The sequence below is a fragment of the Gordonia sp. ALPHA1B1 genome, from assembly GCF_005502615.1.
GTDB lineage: Bacteria > Actinomycetota > Actinomycetes > Mycobacteriales > Mycobacteriaceae > Gordonia > Gordonia hongkongensis.
Genome location: NZ_SCOC01000047.1, coordinates 1 through 21,325, shown reverse-complemented (window position 1 = coordinate 21,325; position 21,325 = coordinate 1). Strand labels below are relative to the sequence as shown.

The 21,325-nt window shown below is 69.4% G+C and carries 20 protein-coding genes; 3 read left to right on the top strand and 17 right to left on the bottom strand.

The features are described 5' to 3' along the window. Nucleotide 1: 1 nt before the first annotated feature. On the bottom strand, nucleotides 2–751 hold the full coding sequence (gene dapB / locus FFS52_RS21200) for a 4-hydroxy-tetrahydrodipicolinate reductase (protein WP_137810840.1): 750 nt from the start codon (nucleotides 749–751) through the stop codon (nucleotides 2–4). Between the two features lie 66 nt (nucleotides 752–817). Then, nucleotides 818–1,300, bottom strand: a complete 483-nt coding sequence (locus FFS52_RS21195) for an Lrp/AsnC family transcriptional regulator (RefSeq protein WP_058250145.1) — start codon at nucleotides 1,298–1,300, stop codon at nucleotides 818–820. 146 nt (nucleotides 1,301–1,446) lie between these two features. Between FFS52_RS21195 and ald the strand changes: the two genes are divergently transcribed. Then, a complete protein-coding gene (gene ald, locus FFS52_RS21190) occupies nucleotides 1,447–2,562 on the top strand; it encodes an alanine dehydrogenase (RefSeq protein WP_137810839.1) in 1,116 nt (371 codons plus the stop codon). Here ald and FFS52_RS21185 read toward each other — a convergent pair whose 3' ends face one another. Next, nucleotides 2,563–3,339, bottom strand: a complete 777-nt coding sequence (locus FFS52_RS21185) for an NRDE family protein (protein ID WP_137810838.1) — start codon at nucleotides 3,337–3,339, stop codon at nucleotides 2,563–2,565. It abuts the gene before it with no gap. A 6-nt stretch (nucleotides 3,340–3,345) separates the two neighbouring features. Beyond that, on the bottom strand, nucleotides 3,346–4,827 hold the full coding sequence (locus FFS52_RS21180; RefSeq protein WP_137810837.1) for a putative nucleotidyltransferase substrate binding domain-containing protein: 1,482 nt from the start codon (nucleotides 4,825–4,827) through the stop codon (nucleotides 3,346–3,348). 136 nt (nucleotides 4,828–4,963) lie between these two features. Between FFS52_RS21180 and FFS52_RS21175 the strand changes: the two genes are divergently transcribed. Continuing rightward, nucleotides 4,964–5,704 carry a hypothetical protein gene (locus tag FFS52_RS21175; RefSeq protein WP_137810836.1) on the top strand — a complete coding sequence of 247 codons (741 nt, stop codon included), beginning with the start codon at nucleotides 4,964–4,966 and terminating at the stop codon, nucleotides 5,702–5,704. 71 nt (nucleotides 5,705–5,775) lie between these two features. Here the strand turns inward: FFS52_RS21175 and FFS52_RS21170 are convergent, their stop codons facing one another. From FFS52_RS21170 to FFS52_RS21160, 3 genes are all read right to left on the bottom strand, one after another. Continuing rightward, on the bottom strand, nucleotides 5,776–8,079 hold the full coding sequence (locus FFS52_RS21170; protein WP_137810835.1) for a polyribonucleotide nucleotidyltransferase: 2,304 nt from the start codon (nucleotides 8,077–8,079) through the stop codon (nucleotides 5,776–5,778). A gap of 471 nt (nucleotides 8,080–8,550) precedes the next feature. Next, entirely contained in the window at nucleotides 8,551–8,820 is a 270-nt protein-coding gene (gene rpsO / locus FFS52_RS21165) for a 30S ribosomal protein S15 (RefSeq protein WP_004021887.1), read from the bottom strand. 120 nt (nucleotides 8,821–8,940) lie between these two features. Next, a complete protein-coding gene (locus FFS52_RS21160) occupies nucleotides 8,941–9,909 on the bottom strand; it encodes a bifunctional riboflavin kinase/FAD synthetase (RefSeq protein WP_082652846.1) in 969 nt (322 codons plus the stop codon). Between the two features lie 76 nt (nucleotides 9,910–9,985). On the opposite strand from FFS52_RS21160, the gene FFS52_RS21155 reads away from it, so the two are divergent. Beyond that, a complete protein-coding gene (locus FFS52_RS21155) occupies nucleotides 9,986–10,678 on the top strand; it encodes a metal-dependent transcriptional regulator (RefSeq protein WP_065628946.1) in 693 nt (230 codons plus the stop codon). 22 nt (nucleotides 10,679–10,700) lie between these two features. Here FFS52_RS21155 and truB read toward each other — a convergent pair whose 3' ends face one another. The 10 genes from truB to rimP form a co-directional block, all read right to left on the bottom strand. Continuing rightward, nucleotides 10,701–11,600 carry a tRNA pseudouridine(55) synthase TruB gene (truB, locus tag FFS52_RS21150; protein WP_137810834.1) on the bottom strand — a complete coding sequence of 300 codons (900 nt, stop codon included), beginning with the start codon at nucleotides 11,598–11,600 and terminating at the stop codon, nucleotides 10,701–10,703. A gap of 1 nt (nucleotide 11,601) precedes the next feature. After that, nucleotides 11,602–12,258, bottom strand: coding sequence for a 4'-phosphopantetheinyl transferase (locus FFS52_RS21145; RefSeq protein ID WP_058250136.1), 657 nt, complete (start codon nucleotides 12,256–12,258; stop codon nucleotides 11,602–11,604). Further along, a complete protein-coding gene (locus FFS52_RS21140) occupies nucleotides 12,255–13,256 on the bottom strand; it encodes a metallophosphoesterase (RefSeq protein ID WP_171011696.1) in 1,002 nt (333 codons plus the stop codon). The genes FFS52_RS21145 and FFS52_RS21140 overlap by 4 nt, the downstream gene beginning before the upstream one ends. A 28-nt stretch (nucleotides 13,257–13,284) precedes the next feature. Beyond that, on the bottom strand, nucleotides 13,285–14,634 hold the full coding sequence (locus FFS52_RS21135) for an MATE family efflux transporter (protein ID WP_171011695.1): 1,350 nt from the start codon (nucleotides 14,632–14,634) through the stop codon (nucleotides 13,285–13,287). 38 nt (nucleotides 14,635–14,672) lie between these two features. Next, entirely contained in the window at nucleotides 14,673–15,629 is a 957-nt protein-coding gene (locus FFS52_RS21130; protein WP_058250134.1) for a bifunctional oligoribonuclease/PAP phosphatase NrnA, read from the bottom strand. Beyond that, nucleotides 15,626–16,081, bottom strand: a complete 456-nt coding sequence (gene rbfA / locus FFS52_RS21125; protein WP_137810831.1) for a 30S ribosome-binding factor RbfA — start codon at nucleotides 16,079–16,081, stop codon at nucleotides 15,626–15,628. Before rbfA ends, FFS52_RS21130 begins: the two co-directional genes overlap by 4 nt. Nucleotides 16,082–16,180: 99 nt before the next feature. Continuing rightward, nucleotides 16,181–19,039 carry a translation initiation factor IF-2 gene (gene infB, locus FFS52_RS24080; protein ID WP_137810830.1) on the bottom strand — a complete coding sequence of 953 codons (2,859 nt, stop codon included), beginning with the start codon at nucleotides 19,037–19,039 and terminating at the stop codon, nucleotides 16,181–16,183. Between the two features lie 99 nt (nucleotides 19,040–19,138). Further along, nucleotides 19,139–19,423 (bottom strand): YlxR family protein, encoded by a 285-nt coding sequence (locus FFS52_RS21115; protein WP_058250131.1) that lies wholly within the window; start codon nucleotides 19,421–19,423, stop codon nucleotides 19,139–19,141. Between the two features lie 101 nt (nucleotides 19,424–19,524). Next, nucleotides 19,525–20,535, bottom strand: coding sequence for a transcription termination factor NusA (gene nusA / locus FFS52_RS21110; RefSeq protein ID WP_058250130.1), 1,011 nt, complete (start codon nucleotides 20,533–20,535; stop codon nucleotides 19,525–19,527). A 16-nt stretch (nucleotides 20,536–20,551) separates the two neighbouring features. Further along, a complete protein-coding gene (gene rimP, locus FFS52_RS21105) occupies nucleotides 20,552–21,148 on the bottom strand; it encodes a ribosome maturation factor RimP (RefSeq protein WP_137810829.1) in 597 nt (198 codons plus the stop codon). Nucleotides 21,149–21,325: the final 177 nt, after the last annotated feature.

The following is a 21,325-nucleotide window of genomic DNA, read 5'->3' as shown; positions in this document are numbered from 1 at the left end:
GTCAGAGGTCCATCAGTTCTTCGAGCCCGATCGTGAGTCCGGGGCGGCCGGCGATGCTGCGCACGCCCAGGAGCACTCCGGGGGCGAACGACGCCCGGTCGAGCGAGTCGTGCCGAATGGTGAGCGTCTCGCCTTCGGTGCCGAGCAGCACCTCCTGATGGGCAACGAGTCCCGCGAGCCGCACCGAGTGGACGCGCACGTCGTCGACGACCGCGCCGCGGGCGCCGTCGAGTTCTTCGGTCGTGGCATCAGGACTGCGTCCGACACCGGCCTCGGCTCGCGCGCGCCCGATCAGCGCTGCCGTCCGATAGGCGGTTCCCGACGGCGCGTCGGCCTTGTGCGGGTGGTGCAACTCGATGACCTCGACCGAGTCGTAGTACTTGGCGGCCTGGGCCGCGAAACGCATGGACAGCACCGCGCCGATCGCGAAGTTGGGTGCGATGAGGACGCCGACACCGGGGTTCTCCGACAACCAGCCGCGGACGGTGTCGAGGCGTTCCTCGGTGAATCCGGTGGTCCCGACGACGGCGTGTATTCCGTTGCCGATGAGGAACTTCAGGTTGTCCATCACCACATCGGGGTGGGTGAAGTCGACGACGACCTGGGTCTCGGTGTCGGTGAAGAACTCCGGCGAGTCGCCTTTGTCGACGCCCACGGTGTAGGTGAGGTCGTCGGCGTTCTCGACCGCGGCGACGATCGCCTGCCCGACCTTGCCCTGGCTGCCCAGGACGCCCACCTTGATCCCGCTCATGTCCACCTCTTCGTGTCGTGTCCTGCCGGCCGAGTCGCTGCCGGGCCAGTCTAGTGGCGTCTCTCCTCAGAAGATCGGGGCACCGCCGCGGCGGTGTTCGAACACCAGCGACGTGGTGGTTCCGGCGACCTCCGGCCGGCCGTTGAGTCGTTCGACGAACTGGCGCAGCGCCTCGGTGTCGGCGGCGGCGACATGCAGCAGGTAGTCGTCGGTGCCGGCGAGGAAGAACACGTCGATCACCTCGTCGTGGGTGGCGATCTCGCCGACGAAGCGCCGGATCTGACCGCGCGCGTCGGACTGCAGACTGACGGCGACCATGGCACGCAGCGGGCGCCCCAGCGCCGCTGGGTCCACGTCGGCGAAGAAGCCGCGGATGATGCCGAGGTCGACGAGCCGACGCAGTCGGCCGTGGCAGGTCGACGCGGCGATGCCGACGCGCTGCGCCAGTTCGCTGTTCGGCATCCGCGCATCGGACTGCAGCAGGCGGAGCAGCTCCCGGTCCGTCGCGTCGAGTTCACCGGCCCGAACATCCTTCGGTGTAGTGGCCATCGCGCCCTCCGTCCTCACACGATCGTCGGCAGACCGCGCTTCGCGAGAATATTCTTCCGCACGATTGTGTCATGGCCGATGTTCCTTCACGCTGAAAACCAGTTCATCGAGGAACGTTCAGGAGACCACAACCCGACGGAGTCATCATGCGCATCGGCATTCCCACCGAGATCAAGAATCACGAATACCGCGTGGCCATCACCCCCGCCGGCGTCGCCGAACTCCACCAGCGCGGCCACGACGTGATCGTCCAGGCCGGCGCGGGCGAGGGATCCGCCATTGCCGACAACGACTTCAAGGCCGCCGGTGCACAGATCCTGGGAACCGCCGCCGCGGTCTGGGAGCAGGCCGAACTACTGCTGAAGGTCAAGGAACCGATCGCCTCGGAGTTCGCGCTGATGCGCCGGGATCAGACGCTGTTCACCTACCTGCACCTGGCCGCCGGCAGGGCCTGCACCGACGCGTTGCTGGCGTCGGGCATCACCTCCATCGCCTACGAGATGGTCCGGACCGCCGACGGCGCGCTCCCGTTGCTGGCCCCGATGAGCGAGGTCGCCGGACGCCTCGCACCGCAGGTGGGTGCCTATCACCTGATGCGTTCGGCGGGCGGTCGGGGCGTACTCATGGGTGGCGTGCCGGGAACCGAGCCCGCCGACGTGGTCGTTCTCGGCGGTGGCGTCAGCGGCGTGAACGCGGCGCAGATCGCGCTCGGCATGGGCGCCCAGGTCACCGTCTTCGACATCGACATCGCCAAACTCCGATCGATCGACGCCCGCTTCGGCGGCCGCGTCCACACCCGGTACAGCACGGCCCTGGCGGTCGAGGAGGCGGTCCTCGGTGCCGACCTCGTCATCGGAGCCGTCCTCGTGCCGGGCGCCAAGGCACCGGTCCTCGTCTCGAACAGCACGGTCGCCCAGATGAAGCCGGGCGCGGTGCTCGTCGACGTCGCGATCGACCAGGGCGGCTGCTTCGAGGACTCTCGACCCACCACCCACGACGACCCGACCTTCGCCGTCCACGACACCGTCTTCTACTGCGTCGCGAACATGCCCGGCAACGTCGCGCGTACGTCGACACAGGCGCTCACCGGTGCGACCCTCCCCTACGTCCTCCGGCTGGCCGACTCGGGACCGGAGCAGGCGTGCGCAGCCGACCCGGCACTCGCCTCGGGACTGAGCACCCGGCAAGGTCAACTGTTCACCGCCGAGGTCGGCGCCGCACTCGACCTGGACGTGTCGCCGAACCCCTTCGCGCACAACTGATCAGAACGTCAGCGTGGTGGTTCCGCGGCGTCGGCCCCGCCAGCCGTAGCGGCGCTCGGTCATCGATCCGTGGCCGTCGTACCCGACGAGCAGCAGGGTCGATGCCCGGGTGCCGTACCCGGGGATGTTGATGAACATCGGCGACAGCGCCGCCTCGGCCTCGGGTCCGACGCCGGTGTCGGGCAGACGCGTCGGGTCCGGCCGATCCTGGTCGGCCAGCATGGCGAAGTAGGACTCGTCCGGAGACCCAGCCGACCCGCCGCCGTCTGCCTCGACCAGACCACTCAACGCCGCCGCGCCGTCGACGACCTTCGGCCAGTCGTTGTCCAGGGCCCCGTTCGAGAGACCGTGCACGCCGTCGGCCACCCGCTCGGCGCGCGGTTCCGGCCAGTTGGTCATCCACCACAGCTCGTCCCGATCGGCGACGAGCAGATTCACCGGATCGTACGCCGCCGCATCGTCGAGGACCCGGTGAGCGTACACCTTCGGGTCGTCGTCGCCGATCAGATAGTCCACGGGAAGCTGTCCGCGCGAACGGATTCCGGCCCGTCGAGCAGGCCCGACCCGGACGTTCGTGACCATGGCCACCCGGTCGGGGACCTCGGCCGAGACAGCCATCCACGTACCGCCGGCGACGGCGTCGCGACCGCCGAGGATCGGCAGGTCGTCCCAGTGCGACAGCGCGAAGGTGCGGCGACGGTGCTGCTCGTCCCGATTGGCGGCCACGATCAACCGCTGAGTGGGGTGCGCGTTCCACGCAAAAAGGATCAGGCACATCGGGTTTCAGGTCACCTGCTCGGGTCCGGGAAGAAGTCGGCTCATGGTCGACATGCGGCGCTGCACTCCGGCGATCTCGCGGACCGCTTGCCCGAGCAGGCTGCGGTCCAGCGGGGACAACTGCCTGACATCGAACCGATCGCCGGGCGGATCACCGTTGTCGAACTGTGCGACCTGATATCGCAGCCGAACGCGCTGCAGCACATCGAAGACCTCGATGAGCGTCGACGCCTGATCGGTCGGCAACATCTCGCTGCCGGACGCCGCGCGCAGACGGCCGCGGGTGTCGACGTCGGTCGAACCCACACTGACCGCGGCCCACCGCGCGATGTTGACGAGCGGTGTCACCGCATGCCCCTTGATGTCGACGATGTTGCCCCGACCGGTCAACACATCCCGCCGGGACCGCAACCGGGCACGCGTCGAAAGGGTTTCGGCCAGCAGCAGATTCATCGTCCGCGGGTCGCGCCGCAACCCGGCGATCATCGCGACCGCAGGCGTCGCCGACACCGCGGCGCGCCCGCGGACAGGCCGGCCGTCGAGCATCAGCGATGTGAAGATCATGCCCTTGCCGGCGAGCGGATCATCGATCCACGCTCGCGCCGCCGTCTGCCACTGCGTGTGGGTCCGCGCGAACAGCGGCTTCGAGGCGACGGCGCCGTTGTCGTCGACCCGCAGTCCCGCGTTCCGCAACACCTCGTCGACCTCACCGAAGGCTGCCCGATAGCGTTCGATCTCGCCGCCGGCCGAATCGTCGAAGGAGACAGCCGAATCCACGTCCGAACTCAGCACCGGCTCCCGACGGGCGTTGCTGCCCAGCGACAACCAGGTGAACGCCGCGGGATCGAGTTCGGGGTGTGCGGTCAGGACGACATCGAGCGCGCGACCGACGACCGCGTCGACGATCATGGACGCCGCGCGCGAGATCTCGTACGGCGGTCGGTCCCGGCGAACCTGATCGGCCACGAACTGCGGCAGCCTGCGCGCGTGCCCCTGCAGCTCCTCGACGGCGATCGAACGTCGGATCTGTTCGCGCAGCGGGATGCCCGCACCGACGGGGTCGGCGACGAAATCCCCCGCCCCGACGACACCGATCACCTCGCCGTCGGCGCCACGGACGGGGACGATCGCCAGATCGCGGTCGACGAGCTCGGTCAGCACGTCCATCGACGCCGCACCGGCATCGACGACGAACGCCGGTTCCGTGACGATCTCCCCGACCGAGGTGTCGACGCTGCGGCCGGCCGCGACCACCTCGGCCCGGATGTCGCCGTCGGTCAGCACGCCGAAGCTCCGGTCCGGCAGCGGGATCACCACGTAGTCCTGTCCGCGCTCGGTCATCAACGCGGCCGCCTGGCGGACGGTCATGTCGGCCCGGCCGATCACCGGTGCGGTGCGGAGCAGTTCCGCTACCGTGCTCGCCGCCGAGATCCCGCCGGCGTCCCGACGCCGCGCCACCGTCAGCCGCGGCTTCTCCTCACCGGCCATGTCTGCAGAGTCTAGGCGGGCCCGGGGTCTCCGAAGACCGTCGGCCGGTCGAATGATTCGGGGTCCGGCCGGCACACCGCGAGGCCCGGGTTCGGCTCGAAGGGAGCAGACACCCTCTCGGAGCAAAGGAACCCCGATGATCAAGCCTCACGTCGCCGCCGCGACCGCCCTGCTGGCCGCTCTGGCCGTGGCAATGGGCACGACCGCCCCCGCAGCCGCCATCACGCCCGAATACGCCGACACACTCACCGCCGGCCAGGGCATCCTGATCGGCGACGGCCTGTGTTCCATCGGGTTCTTCGGGACCAACGCCGACGGCGACCGTCTCGCGGTCACGGCTGGGCACTGCGCCGAGGGCGTCGGCGACGAGGTCACCACCACCGACGGCGAGACGATCGGTGAGGTCGTGGACTGGCAGGACGACGGCGGCACCCCCGACGGGTCGATCACGCTCGCCGATCCCCGCGGTTACACCGTCATCGCGATCGAGGACGACTGGGAGGTGGACCCCGTGTTCGCTACGGCGGCCGACCCCGAGGTCGGCGAACCGGTCGCCAAGACCGGCGAACGCACCGGGACGACCGTCGGCACCGTGACCGCCCTGCTGCATCAGGACGCCGCGCCCGAGCATCGTCTCGTCAACGCCGAACTCGTCGTCCTCGGCGGGGATTCGGGTTCACCGTGGTACCAGGAGACCCGTGGCGGACGGTATGTCCTCGTCGGGATCTCCTCGAGCGGCAACTTCGGCACGCAGAACCCCGACCAGGCGATCTCGACGGCCCAGACCATCGAAGGCCTCTACGAGCAGATCGCCGGATCCGGGTCGGCCTGGACCGACGGCTTCGAGATCAGCTTCGACACGGCCGACCGATCCTGACGCCGGCTTCCAGACGACACCGGGGCCCGCCGTCCGCAATGGACGACGGGCCCCGGTGGGTCGTTCTCAGATCAGGCGTCGGCCTTCACCGCGTCATCCTTGACCGCGTCGGGGGCGGATGCGTCGGCCTTGTCGGCGTCGTCGTCGACCGGGACGAGGCTGATCTTGCCGCGCTCGTCGATGTCGGCGATCTCGACGCGGAGCTTGGAGCCCACGTTGACCACGTCCTCGACCTTGTTGATGCGCTTGCCCTTGCCGAGCTTCGAGATGTGCACGAGGCCGTCGCGACCCGGGAGCAGCGACACGAAGGCGCCGAACGCGGTGGTCTTGACGACGGTGCCCAGGAAGCGCTCCCCGACCTTGGGCAGCTGCGGGTTGGCGATCGCGTTGATGCGGTCGATCGCCGCCTGCGCGGACGGACCGTCGGCCGCGCCGACGAACACGGTGCCGTCGTCCTCGATGGAGACGTTGGCGCCGGTCTCCTCGGTGATGCCGTTGATCGTCTTGCCCTTCGGGCCGATCAGCTCGCCGATCTTGTCCATCGGGATCTTGATGGTGGTGATCCGCGGCGCGAACGGGCTCATCTCGTCGGGCTCGTCGATGGCCTCGGCCATGACGTCGAGGATGGTCAGTCGGGCGTCCTTGGCCTGGCTGAGCGCACCCGCGAGCACCTGCGACGGGATGCCGTCGAGCTTGGTGTCGAGCTGCAGGGCGGTCACGAAGTCCTTGGTGCCCGCGACCTTGAAGTCCATGTCGCCGAAGGCATCCTCGGCGCCGAGGATGTCGGTCAGTGCGACGTAACGGGTTTCGCCGTCGACGGTGTCGGAGACGAGGCCCATGGCGATACCGGCGACCGGGGCGCGCAGCGGCACACCGGCATTCAGCAGCGACATGGTCGACGCGCAGACCGAGCCCATCGAGGTCGAACCGTTGGAGCTCAGTGCCTCGGACACCTGGCGGATCGCGTACGGGAAGTCCTCGACGCTCGGCAGCACCGGCATCAGGGCACGCTCGGCGAGCGCACCGTGGCCGATCTCGCGACGCTTGGGCGATCCGACGCGACCGGTCTCACCGGTCGAGTACGGCGGGAAGTTGTAGTGGTGCATGTACCGCTTGGACGTCTCGGGTCCGAGCGAGTCGATCTGCTGCGCCATCTTGACCATGTCGAGTGTGGTGACACCCATGATCTGGGTCTCGCCGCGCTCGAACAGCGCACTGCCGTGGGCGCGCGGGATGATCGCGACCTCGGCCGAGAGGGCACGGATGTCGGTGATGCCGCGGCCGTCGATGCGGAAGTGGTCGGTCAGGATGCGCTGCCGGACGAGCTTCTTGGTCAGCGACCGGTAGGCCCCGCCGATCTCCTTCTCGCGGCCCGCGAACTGCTCGCCGAGCTGCTCGAGGACGTCGGCCTTGAGCTCGTCGGTCTTGTCGTCGCGCTCCTGCTTGCCGGCGATCGTCAGGATCTCCGACAGGCGATCGGTGGCGGCAGCCGCCACGGCGTCGTAGGCATCCGACTGGTACGCCGGGTACAGCGGGAACTCGGCGGTCTCCTTGGCCGCGGCGGCGGCCAGGGACTTCTGCGCCTCGCAGAGGCGGGCGATGAACGGCTTGGCGGCTTCGAGGCCCTCGGCGACGATCGCCTCGGTCGGTGCCTGCGCGCCGCCGGCGATGAGGTCGATGACGTTGTCGGTGGCCTCGGCCTCGACCATCATGATCGCGACGTCGGCGCTGTCACCGGAGCCGGCGACGATGCGGCCCGCGACGACCATGTCGAACACGGCGCCCTCGAGCTGCTCGACGGTCGGGAACGCGACCCACTGCCCGGCCTTGTTCTCCTCGGTCGGGATGAGCGCGACACGCACGCCGCCGACCGGACCGGAGAACGGGAGACCCGCGAGCTGGGTGGAGGCGGACGCGGCGTTGATCGCGACGACGTCGTAGAGGTCGTTCGGGTTCAGCGAGAGGACGGTCACGACGACCTGGATCTCGTTGCGGAGACCGTCGACGAACGACGGACGCAGCGGACGGTCGATGAGACGGCAGGTCAGGATCGCGTCGGTCGAGGGGCGGCCCTCGCGACGGAAGAACGATCCGGGGATGCGGCCGGCGGCGTACATCCGTTCTTCGACGTCCACGGTCAGCGGGAAGAAGTCGAAGTGCTCCTTCGGGTGCTTCGACGCCGCGGTGGTCGAGAGCAGCATGTTCTCGTCGTCGAGGTATGCGGTGACCGAACCGGCGGCCTGCAGCGCGAGGCGTCCGGTCTCGAACCGGATCGTGCGGGTGCCGAAGCTCCCGTTGTCGATGACGGCGGTCGCCTCGGTGATGGCGTCGTCGTAGTCGTCGGCGAAGTCTTCGGTGGTGTTCACATCTGTCATGTGGGGTGGAATCCCTTCGTAGCGGCTGCCGGCGGCGGCCGTCTGACGCGGCCACGAGAAGGTGGCCGCTTGTGCGGTTGGGGGTGGCCTTCGCGGAGGTGCGCAGCACGAACTCACGTGTCACGTCGAGCGAGCTCGCACAGCAGCGCACGCGCGGATCAGACCTACCCAGAACGCGCCGAGAATGTGCGGCAGCACGGTGAATGGCGCAGCGTGTCTGCGCCGGCTGAGTGCTCAGACGGCCTTCGATCGAAGCGGCCGGAATCCTGCGCGCCCGAGGGTTGCCCGGGCGAGGGTTCCGGCGGCCACTACCGAGGACCGATCTGGCTGGTCGTTCCGCACTGCCTCGAGTTCCGGCACGATCCGTCTGTCAGCGTATCACCGCCGACTGTCGATACCTCAATACGACGACCCCCGATACGACAAAGCCGGCCGCCCCCGTTTCGGGGGCGGCCGGTGGAAGTCGGGAGATCAGCGACGCAGGCCGAGACGCTCGATGAGCGAACGGTAGCGGTTGATGTCGACCTTGGCGACGTACTTCAGCAGACGACGGCGACGGCCGACCAGCAGCAGCAGACCGCGGCGGCTGTGGTGATCGTGCTTGTGCTGCTTCAGGTGCTCGGTGAGGTCGGTGATGCGCTTGGTCAGCATCGCGACCTGGGCCTCGGGCGAGCCGGTGTCGGTCTCGTGCAGACCGTACTCGGCGAGGATTTCCTTCTTCTGCTCGACAGTCAAAGCCATGGAGATACTCCTGTTTCTCAGTACCGCGTCCGAAACAACCACGGTGCGCCACCGCGGACTGCAGCAACACCGACTGATCAGGCTACCGCCCGGGTGGCACCCGGCCCAAATCGACCGGGCTCAGCTCTCGGCCGCCGCCAGGATCTCCCGCGTCTTCGTCACGTCGTCGCCCATGGCGGTGATCAGGTCGTCGACGCCGTCGAACTGTTCCATTCCGCGGATGCGGTGCACGAAGTCGACGGCGACGTGCTGCCCGTAGAGGTCGGCGCTCTTGTCCAGGACGAATGCCTCGACCGTTCGGGTTCGGCCGGAGAAGGTGGGGTTGGTGCCGACCGACACCGCGGCCTGGTAGCGCTCCCCCGGCTCGACCTCGCCGACGACCGGGCCCGCGCCCAGGATCGTGAACCAGGCGGCGTAAACGCCGTCGGCGGGAATCGCGGCGTACATCGGCGGGGCCACGTTGGCCGTCGGGTACCCGAGGTCGCGGCCACGGCCGTCGCCGCGCACCACCACACCCTCGACCCGATGCGGGCGGCCGAGCGCCTCGGTCGCGCGGTCGACGTCACCGGCCGCGACACACGAGCGGATGTAGGTCGACGAGAAGGTCACCGCATGTTCACCGAACAGCGAGACCGATTCCACCGAGAAGCCGAACTTCCCACCGAGTTCGGCGAGCTTGGCCACGTCGCCGGCCGCCTTGCGTCCGAACGTGAAGTTGTCGCCGACGACCACGACGGCCGCGTGCAACGTCTCCACGAGGATGTCGTGGGCGAAGTCCTTGGGCGACCGGGCGGCGAGTTCGGGTGTGAACGGCATGACGCAGAAGACGTCGATGCCGAGCTCCTCGGCCAGCTCGGCGCGTCGTGTCAGCGTCGTCAGTTGCGGCGGATGGGATCCCGGGCGGACCACCTCGGACGGGTGCGGGTCGAACGTCATCAGCACCGCCGGGACGCCGTGCTCCTTCGCCGCCTTCGTGGCGGCGTTGATGAGCTCCGCATGTCCCCGGTGAACACCGTCGAAGACACCTATGGTGACCACGCACCGTCCCCAGCCCGCGGGGATGTCGTCCAGACCTCGCCAACGCAACACGCGACCAGACTACGGGCACCCGGTGTTCCAAACCACCACCGCCACTCGCGTTTGCGGTGGGGTTAAGCTCTTGGTCATGCCTCGGGGAACGGATCGTCCGGTGACAGAACTGTCACAGGTGACCCAGGACTATCTGAAAGTGATCTGGACCAGCCAGGAGTGGGAAGACGTCAAGGTCACCACCAAGCTGCTGGCGCAATCCCTCGGCGTGTCCGCATCGACCGCGTCGGAGGCGATCCGCAAACTCGCCGACCAGGGCTTCGTCTCGCACGAACCGTACGGCGCGGTCACCCTCACCGCCGCGGGCCGGTCCGCGGCCGTCCTGATGGTGCGCCGCCACCGGCTGATCGAGACCTTCCTGGTGCGCGAGCTGGGCTACCGCTGGGACGAGGTCCACGACGAGGCGGAGATTCTCGAACACGCGGTGTCCGACCGGTTGATGGCCCGGCTCGATGCGAAACTCGGCTTCCCCGACCGGGATCCGCACGGCGACCCGATTCCCGCACTCGACGGCTCGATCCCCGCACCGGACGCGGCGCTCCTGGCCGACCTGGAGGTCGGGGCGTCGGGCGCCATCGCCCGGATCTCCGACACCGATCCCGAGATGCTGCGCTACTTCGACCAGGTGGGCGTCGCCCTCGACTGTGTGGTGACCGTCGCCGAGAAGCGCCCGTTCGCGGGCACGATCTCGGTGTCGCTCGACGACGGCGATCCCATCGACCTCGGCGACATCGCCGCGCGCGCCATCTTCGTCGTCCCGCGCGGCTGACCCGTTTCTTCGGCAGGGCGCGTCAGCGCAGGGTCGCCGGCCGCACCACCATCACCGAACTCGCGCGGCGACCCTTTTCCTGGATCAGCGCGATCGCCTGTTCCCGCGGATCGACGACGACATAGATCTCCTTGCGGCCGATCGGCTCCAGCCATCGACCCTGACTGATCGACTCGGCCTCGTCCTCGTCGATGTCGCGGCGCGGGAACGAGATCTTGACCGCCTCGTCGATGTCGAGGCTGACGCGCGGCACGTCGCGGACGTCGTCGAGTGTCCGCGCATGGTCGAGGGTGAACGGGCCGACCGCCGTCCGCCGGAGTTCGGTGAGGTGCCCGCCGACCCCGAGCGCAGCGCCGAGATCGCGCGCCAGTGACCGGATGTACGTGCCCGACGAACAGTCAACGGCCACATCGAGATCGACGAACGCCGCGTCGCGCCGGGCGTCGAGCAGCTCGAAGCGGGACACGGTGACCGGGCGCGGCGCGAGGTCGAAGTCGGCTCCCGTCCGCACCAGCGCGTGCGCTCGCCGGCCGTCGACCTTGATGGCGCTGACCTTCGCCGGGACCTGCTGGATGTCACCGGTGAGATCGGCCATGGCCGTGGTGATGTCGGCGTCGAGGACCCCGGATGCGTCTGCCGTGCCGAGGATCTCGCCTTCGCGGTCGTCGGTCGTGGTGGACGCGCCGAGTCGGATCGTCGCCGTGTACGACTTCGTCGTCAGCGACAGCAGTCCGAGAAGCTTCGTGGCCCGCTCGATCCCGACGACCAGGACCCCGGTGGCCATCGGGTCGAGGGTGCCGGCGTGCCCGACGCGGCGGGTGTTGAAGATCTTCCGGCATCGGGAGACGACATCGTGGCTGGTCATCCCGGCCGGCTTGTCGACGACGAGCAGGCCGGCGTTCTCGATGGTTGCGTCGGCCACGTCAGGTCAGCGCGATCGTGGTGGTGATGATGCCGCGCTCGACCAGCCAGCGTCCGGAGAACTCCAGCAGCGGCGGCCCACCGTCGGCGGCGGCCGGGTCGATGAGGATGCGGGAGGTGAACGTCCCCGACGTCGGGGTGGACTGTTCGAAGGTGATGTGCGCGTCCTCGAAACCCAACCAACGCTTGGCGACCGGGAACCAGGCCTTGTAGGTGGCCTCCTTGGCGCAGAACAGCAGCCGGTCCCAATGCAGGTCACCCGACCGGGTCGCGAGCACCTCGCGCTCGGCGGGCAGGCTGGTGTGCTCGAGCACACCGTCGGGCAGGCTGTCGTGCGGCTCGGCGTCGATGCCGAGGGAACGCACCGACATCGCGTAGGCGACCGTAGCGGCGCGGTAACCGTCGCAGTGGGTGAGGCTGCCCACGATCCCGGCCGGCCACACGGGTGCCCCCTTGTCCCCCTTGAGGATCGGGACGGGCTCGTAACCCAGCTCCCCCAGCGCCTGCCGGGCGCAATGCCGAACGGTGGTGAACTCGCGACGACGCTTCTCCACCGCGCGCGAGATCAGGCTCTGCTCGGCCGGCAGCAGGACGAGATCCGGTGGATCGGCGAACGCCTCCGCCGAGGCGACGCCGGCCGGCAGGAGCTGTTCGATCATCGGTTGTCCTCTCGCGCTTGCCGTTCGGCTTGCCGCTCGGCCTGCCGTGTTCGTCGTTCCGCCTGCCGCTGCTCGACCCGCTGCCGGAACTCGGCGGCGCGTTCGGCGTAGTCGGGCGGCAGATCGAACCGAACGCCGTGCTCGGGCAGATCGGACGCGCCGAGGCCGTCTCCGGGAACGATGTTGCGCATCAGGGGTTTCGGGAGTCCCCGGCGCTTCCACTCCCGCGGGTAGCCGACCGACACCTCCTCGAACCGGATGCCGTCGTACCAGGTGGTCCGGGGGATGTGCAGGTGTCCGTACACGCAGCAGGCCGCGTTGAACTCGGTGTGCCAGTCGGCGGTCAGCTCGCTGCCGCACCACAGCGCGAACTCCGGGTAGATGAGCGCGTCACACGGTTCGCGGCGCAGCGGCCAGTGGTTGATGAGGACCGTCTTCTCGGCGGGGTCGATGGCCTGCAGCCGACGCCGGGTGATCTCGATCCGCGCCCGGCCCCAGGCGTCCCGGGTCGGGAACGGCTCGGGCGACAGCAGGAACTCGTCGGTGGCCACCACATTGCGTTCCCGGGCGAGCGCGAGCGCGGTCAGTTTGTTGGCCGTGCCCTCCGGGCGGAAGGTGTAGTCGTACAGCAGGAACATCGGGACCACGCGGACGGGATCGGAGCCGTCGCCCGGATCGAACAGCGGGTAGATGTCCTCCGGGGTCACCACGCCGATGTCACGGCAGGCCTGGACGAGGTAGTCGTACCGCGCGACCCCGAACACCTGCAGCGGGTCCTTCGCCGTCGTGTACAGCTCGTGGTTGCCCGGGACCCACACGACGGTGGCGAACCTCGCCCGCAGACGACGCAGGGTGTCGACGATGTCGTCGGTGCGTTCGGCGACGTCACCGGCGACGATGAGCCAGTCGTCCGGCGACGTCGGCCGGATGCTGTCGATGATGTGCTCGTTGCCCCGATGCGCGATGTGCAGATCGCTGATCGCCCACAGAGTAGCCACGAGGATCCATCGTGCCAGAGGACCGCGATCAGGTGCGGACCGCACCTGCCCGGCGCCACCGGCCGGACCGGATCCGCCACACCACGGTGGCCAGACGCACGAGCATGAACACCACCAGGCCCGACCACACACCCGCGAGTCCCCAGTCGAACACGAGCGACAGCCAGATCAGCGGCAGGAACCCGATGAGGGCGCCGGCGAGGGTTGCGGTGCGCAGGAAGGCGGCGTCGCCGCTGCCGAGGAGCACGCCGTCGAGCGCGAAGACCACGCCGGCGATCGGCAACATGCCGACGAAGAACCACCAGGGCACCCCGACGGCGTCGAGGACGGCGGCGTCGGAGGTGAAGATTCGCGGGATCAGCGTCGCGCCGGCCGCGAAGACGGCCGCCATCGCGGTGGCGGCGACCACGGACACCGCCGTGACGCGCCGGGCGACGGAGTCGGCTGCGCCGAGTCGTCCCGCTCCCAGCGCCGCGCCCACCAGCGCCTGGGCGGCGATGGCCACCGAGTCGAGGAACAGGGCCATGAACTCCCACAGCTGCAGCACGAGCTGGTGCGCCGCCACCTGGGCGACCCCGAATCGCGCCGCGACCGCGGCCGCCGAGACGAAGCAGATCTGGAACGACAGACTCCGCACCACCAGATCCCGCGCCATGACCAGCTGCGCGCGGATGATCGACCAGTCGGGTGCGAAGGCGCGCGAACCGGACCTGTCGGCTCCCGCCGCGACCCGCCGTGCCTCGCGGACCACCCGCACGGCGAACAACACACCCGTCACACCCTGTCCGATCACGTTGGCCACCGCGCTGCCGTCCAGACCGAGACGCGGGAACGGGCCGACGCCGTGGACCAGTCCGACGACGAGGACCGCGGCGAGGGACAACCCGACCACGACGTAGACGACGGGACGACGAGTGTCCTGGACGCCGCGCATCCACCCGTTCCCGGCCATCGACAGCAGGATCAGCGGGACGCCGAACATCGCGATCCGCAGCCAGCCCGCCGCATCGTCGGCCACCGCGGCGGACTCCGGCGACGACGTCCCGACCAGCAGACGCATCACGACCGGGGCGCACGGGTAGGCGACGGCGACGATCAGGACGCCGACCGCCACCGCTATCCAGCTCGCCTGCACGCCTTCGACGACGGCGCCGGGCCGGTCACCGGAGCCGAAGCGACGGGCGGAGCGGGCGGTGGTGCCGTAGGACAGGAAGGTCAGCTGCGTACTGACGATCGAGAGCACCAGGGTGCCGACGCCGAGAGCGGCCAGTTGTTCGCCGCCGAGGCGTCCGACGACCGCCAGGTCCAGCAGGAGGTACAGCGGCGGCGCGATGAGGACGGCGAGAGCCGAGACGGTGAGGGTGGCGATGCGTGCCACGCCAGGGGCGTCCCCGGCATCCGGCTCCGACGGGAGGCTCAGAGCGACTCCAGCAACCTGGCGACCACCTCGTCGGCGGTACCGGTGTCGCTGTACCCGGAGGCCTGACGATGCCCGCCGCCGCCGTGCGCCCGGGCGATCGGTACGAGATCGACGATGTCCTTGGACCGCAGCGAGACCGTCCAGACGCCCGGCTCGCCCTCCTTGAACACCGCTGCCACCTCGGCCTCGCGGGCGGTCCGGATGGTGTCCACGACGCTCTCGGACTCCTCCCAGCTCATCCCGGCCAGCGCCTGCTGGTCGACGACGGCGTACACCAGACCCTCACCGTCGCAGGCGGTCGGTACGAGCTGCGCCGACGCCAGGACACCCGACATCATCGAGAACCAGGCGAACGGATGGGAGTCGAACAGGATCCGGCTCCACTTCCGTGTGTCGACGCCGGTCTCCAAGAGCCGGGCCGCGACCCGGAACGACGCCGGACGGGCCCAGCGGAACGAGCCGGTGTCGGTGCTGAGCCCGGCGTAGACACAGGTGGCGATGTCGGCGTCGAGTTCGACGCCCAGGTCGTCGAGGACGTCGAGCACCAGCACGGCGGTGCAGTCGGCGGCCGGGTCCACCAGGTCGAGATCGCCGAAACCGGGGTTCGACGCGTGGTGGTCGATGACGATCGAGGTCTGCGCCGCGGTGAACGTCTCACCGAGCGAGTCCAGCCGCTCGAGGTTGGCGGCGTCGACCGCGACCACCAGTGGGTGTCCGACGACCTGCGCTGGAGCGCACAGCAACTTGCCACCGGGCAGCCCGGCGAGCGACGCCGGGAGCTGTTCGGTCCCCGGGTAGGAGACCTCGACGTCGACGCCCCGGCGGTCGAGTGCCAGCCCCAGCGCCAGACCGCTGCCGATCGTGTCCGCATCGGGGCGGACATGACAGCAGATGGTCACCGCGGTCGCGGAGGCCAGCGTCGCGGCGATCGCCGCACTCGACGAACTGCTCACTCGCGGGTACCGGTGGTGTCGTCGTCCGCCGAGCGGTACGGGTCCGAATCACCCGCCGGCTTGGCCTCGGCGGCACGCCGGGCGACGAGTTCGTCGTTCGCGCGGGCGCGGGCGACGAGCTCCTCCATCTCACGCGCGGCGTCGGGCACCGTGTCGAGTACGAAACGCAGGGTCGGGGTGAAGCGCACCCCGGTACCCGCGCCGACCTTCGACCGGAGTACACCGGTCGCCTTCGCCAGACCCGCTGCCGCAGCGTCGAAGTCGGGTTCGGCGTCGATGGATTCACCCATCACGGTGTAGTAGATCGTCGCGTCGTGCAGGTCATTGGTCACCCGGGCGTCGGTGACCGTCACATAGGCCAGTCGCGGATCCTTGATCTCGTGCGCGATCGCCGACGCGACGATCGACGAGATCCGCTTGGCCAGGCGCTGAGCTCGTGCCGGATCAGCCATTACAGGACTCCTTCCGTAGCGCTGTGTGCGCGCCGACCGGAAACCGGTCGGCGCGCACCACAGCTGTCGAGATGTCGTACGAGGCAGTCGCTGCCGCGATCAGTCGCGCGGCTTCTCCCGCAGCTCGTAGGTCTCGATCACGTCGTCCACCTTGATGTCCGAGTACGTCAGCGTGAGACCACATTCGTAGCCTTCGCGGACCTCGGTCGCATCGTCCTTCTCGCGCTTGAGCGAGGACACGGTGAGGTTCTCGGCGACCACGACGTTGTCGCGCAGCAGGCGGGCCTTGGCGTTACGCCGCATGATGCCCGACTGCACGAGACAACCGGCGATGTTGCCGACCTTCGACGACTTGAAGATCGCGCGGATCTCGGCGCGGCCGAGCTCCACCTCCTCGTAGATCGGCTTGAGCATGCCCTTGAGCGCGCTCTCGATCTCGTCGATGGCCTGGTAGATCACCGAGTAGTACCGGATGTCGACGCCCTCGCGGTTGGCCAACTCGGTGGCCTTGCCCTCCGCGCGGACGTTGAAGCCGATGATGATCGCATCCGAGGCCGCGGCCAGGTTGACGTTGGTCTCGGTGACGCCGCCGACACCGCGGTCGATGATCCGCAGCGAGACCTCGTCGCCCATCTCGATGTTCAGCAGGGCCTCTTCGAGGGCCTCGACCGTACCCGAGTTGTCACCCTTGAGGATGAGGTTGAGCTGGCTGGTCTCCTTGAGAGCCGAATCCAGGTCTTCCAGGCTGATCCGCTTGCGGCTGCGTGCGGCCAGCGCGTTGCGCTTGCGCGCGTTGCGCCGGTCGGCGATCTGCCGGGCGATGCGGTCCTCCACGACCACGAGCAGGTTGTCGCCTGCGCCGGGGACCGAGGTGAAGCCGATGACCTGGACCGGACGCGACGGCAGCGCCTCGGGGACGTCGTCGCCGTGTTCGTCGACCATGCGTCGGACTCGTCCGTAGGCGTCGCCGGCGACGATCGAGTCGCCGACCTTCAGCGTGCCGCGCTGGACCAGCACGGTCGCCACCGGGCCGCGGCCGCGGTCGAGGTGCGCCTCGATGGCGACACCCTGGGCGTCCATGTCCGGGTTGGCGCGCAGGTCCAGCGACGCATCCGCGGTGAGCAGGACGGCCTCGAGCAGTGCGTCGATGTTCTCGCCCTGCTTGGCCGAAATGTCGACGAACATGGCGTCGCCGCCGTACTCCTCGGGGACCAGACCGTATTCGGTCAGCTGCCCGCGGATCTTCCGCGGGTCGGCGCCTTCCTTGTCGATCTTGTTCACCGCGACCACGATCGGCACGTCGGCCGCCTGGGCGTGGTTGACCGCCTCGACCGTCTGCGGCATGACGCCGTCGTCGGCCGCGACCACGAGGATCGCGATGTCGGTCGCCTTGGCGCCGCGGGCACGCATGGCGGTGAACGCCTCGTGACCCGGGGTGTCGATGAAGGTGATCAGGCGATCCTCACCGTTGAGGTGGGTGTTCACCTGGTAGGCACCGATGTGCTGCGTGATGCCGCCGGCCTCGCCCTCCCGGACGTTGGCCTTGCGGATCGTGTCGAGCAGTCGGGTCTTACCGTGATCGACGTGGCCCATGACGGTGACCACCGGCGGACGCTGTTCGAGGTCTTCCTCGCCGCCCTCGTCCTCGCCGTAGGTGAGGTCGAAGCTGTCGAGCAGCTCGCGATCCTCGTCCTCGGGGCTGACCACCTGGACGCGGTAGTTCATCTCCGAGCCCAGCAGTTCGAGCGTCTCGTCGTTGACCGACTCGGTCGCCGTCACCATCTCGCCGAGGTTGAACAGCGCCTGCACCAGCGAGGCCGGGTTGGCGTCGATCTTGTCGGCGAAATCGGACAGCGACGCGCCACGGGCGAGACGGATGATCTCGCCGTTGCCGCGCGGCAGCCGGACGCCACCGACGGCCGGCGCCTGCATGTTCTCGTACTCGGCGCGTTTCGCCCGCTTCGACTTGCGACCACGGCGCGGTGCACCACCGGGACGACCGAAGGCGCCTGCTGCGCCGCCACGTCCACGGCCGCCACCGCCACCGCCGCCGGGACGACCGCGGAAACCGCCACCGGGAGGTCCTCCCGGTGCACCGGCTCCGCCGCCACCGCCGCGGTAACCACCGCCGCCGCCGGGACCACCACGGCCTCCGCCGGCACCGCCGCGACCACCCGGACGGGCGTCAGGACGGGCCGCACGCGACGGCATGGCGCCGGGGCTCGGACGCGGGGGCATGTTGCCGGGATTGGGACGGGGACCGCCCTGGCCGGGGGCGGGACGACCGCCACCGGGACGCGGACCACCCTGGCCGGCGGCGCCGGGACGACCACCACCGGGACGCGGACCGCCCTGACCCGGTCCGGGACGGGCAGCCGGACGCGGCGCGGGCGCCGGTGCCGACGAATACGGGTTGTTGCCCACCCGCGGCGTGCGCGGGCCCGGCTTCGGGCCGGGACGCGGACCCGGGCTCGACGTGGGAGCAGACGGTGCTGCCGACGCGGCCGGGGCCTGCGGGGCCGGTGCCGAGGGAGTCGGACGCGGGCTGGGGCGTTCCGCCGCTGGGGCGGGCGCCGGCGCCGGGGTCTCCACCGGTGCGGGTGCGGGCTTGGGAGCGCCCGGCTTCGGCGCGTTGGTGCGCGGGCCGGGGCTCGGACGGTCGGCGACCGGCGCCGACGGGGTTGCGGGTGCACCGGGCTTCGGTGCGTTCGTGTTGCCGGACGGCTTGGGTCCGGGCTTGGCGCTCTGGCGCGGGCCGGGGGCCGGGGACGACTTGGAGTCCTTGGCTCCCCCGTCCTTGCCGGGGAACGATTCACGCAGTCGACGGGCCACGGGGGCCTCCACCGTCGACGACGCCGATTTGACGAACTCGCCCTGCTCCTTCAGACGCTCGAGCACCTGCTTGCTCGTGACGCCGAGCTCTTTGGCCAGTTCGTGCACGCGGGCTTTGCCTGCCACTGCTCTCCTCACTTGGAGGCCAAGCGGCTCACCCGCTACGGCCTCGATTTAAGTCCGGTACATGCTCATCGTGACTTCACGGTGTGCTCATGTCTTCTGCTACCTGTTCCGGCTCCGGGGAGCCATCCTCTGGTGGGTGATCGCGCCGAGCTGTTCGGTGAGATCGTCCGGGTCCACGGTCAGACCGGGGGTCCGGAGTGCCGCGGCGAAGGCCCGGCGTCGCGTCGCGGTGGAGATGCACTCCGACCGCGCGTGCAGCCACGCGCCTCGTCCCGGCATGGTCTTCGCGGGATCGACCACGACTGTCGGGGTGTCACCGCACAGCTGTGCGACGACACGGACCAACTCGCCGGCCTCTGCCCGCTGCCGGCAACCGATGCACATCCGGATGGGTGTGCCGCCGGCTGGCGAACGGGGGGCGGATCGCTGAACCATCGATCAGTCTAGCGCGAGCGGGCCCGGCGGGGACAATCGGCCGCTGCGCGTCACTCCGGCCCGCCCTCGGCCGCCGGCGCGGCGTCGGACCGGATGTCGATCCGCCACCCCGTGAGCCGGGCCGCGAGCCGGGCATTCTGGCCCTCTTTGCCGATGGCCAGCGACAGCTGGTAGTCCGGCACGATGACCCGCGCGGCCTTGGCGGCGGCGTCGACCACCGTCACCGAGACAACCTTCGCGGGCGACAACGCATTCCCGACGAAGACCGCCGGGTCGGTGTCGAAGTCGATGATGTCGATCTTCTCGCCGGCGAGTTCGCTCATCACGTTCCGTACGCGCTGGCCCATCGGACCGATGCACGCGCCCTTCGCGTTGAGGCCGGCCACGCCGGTGTGCACCGCGATCTTCGACCGGTGGCCGGCCTCGCGCGCCACGGCGACGATCTCGACGCTGCCGTCCTCGATCTCGGGCACCTCGAGGGAGAACAATTTCCTCACCAGGTTCGGGTGGGTCCGGGACAGGGTGATCTGCGGACCGCGGGGTCCGCGGCTCACGCCGACGACGTAGCACTTGATCCGGTCGCCGTGGGTGTAGACCTCGCCGGGCACCTGCTCGGCGGGCGGGATGATCCCCTCGGTGGAATTGGCGTCGCTGCCGATCTGGACGACGACCATCCCGCGTGCATTGGCGCGCGAGTCCTGCTGCACGACGCCGCCGACGATCTCACCCTCGTGGGCGACGAGGTCGCCGAAGTTCTTCTCGTTCTCGGCGTCACGCAGGCGCTGGAGGATGACCTGCCGTGCGGTCGTCGCCGCGATGCGGCCGAAACCCTCGGGGGTGTCGTCCCATTCGTGGACGACGTTCCCATCCTGGTCGACCTCCTGCGCCATCACGCGGACGGCGCCGGACTTGCGGTTGACGTCGACACGGGCATGCGGCGCGAAACCGTCGGTGTGGCGGTAGGCCGTCAGCAAGGCGGTCTCGATGGCGGTGATGACGGTCTCGATCGAGATGCCCTTGTCGGCCTCGATCATGCGCAGGGCGGCGATGTCGATGTTCATGTCGTCGGTCTCCTATTCACTTGTCGTGTTCATTTGTGGTGTTCAGTTGTCGCGCGGTCGCAGGGGCGCGGCGCGCTTCGATCTCGTCGGGTTCGAGGCCGCACAGTTCGAGCTCGCGGACGCTCGGCTGAGAGAAGTCCACCTGCACCACGGCTTGGGTCACAGAGGCGAGGTCGACGGTCTCCACCGCGATCCGCCCCTTGTGGTTCGCGACCACCTCGACCGCCGGCGCCGGGTCGTCGAGCAGCCTGCCGATGCGTCCGGCGACGGTGCGCGGCTGCGAGCCGGGTCCGCCGTCGACCTCCACGACGACGCGCCGACCGGTGTTACGACGCCAGTGCCGGGGCAGGGAGAGCGGGCTGTCGACGCCGCGCGAGGTGACCTCGAGCACGTAGGCGAGGTCGGCGAAGTCGGGCGTGGCGTCGAGGAGGTCGGAGATCTCGGTGCTGAGTCCGGCAAGGACGTCGAGGTCGCTGCCACCGTCGCGGTCGACCACGATCGACAGTTCCTCCTGACCGTCCCGGCTGCGCACCGTGATGTCCTCGAGGTCGAATCCCCGTTCGGCGACGAGCTTTTCGACGAGTTCGCGCACCTGCGTCGGGCTGATCGGCATGCCACTCCCCTCGTCTTCAGTTGTCGGGCCGTGCCGGGTCTCGCACGACGTTGCTCCGAACATCCTAGTGGTGTGTCTCGCAATTGTCTAGCTCGTTGTTCGGTAGGCTGGGTTGATGAGTGCACCGGCAGCGTGTTTGCGGTTGACGAAAGCCGAGCGGGAGACGTTGGAAACGTT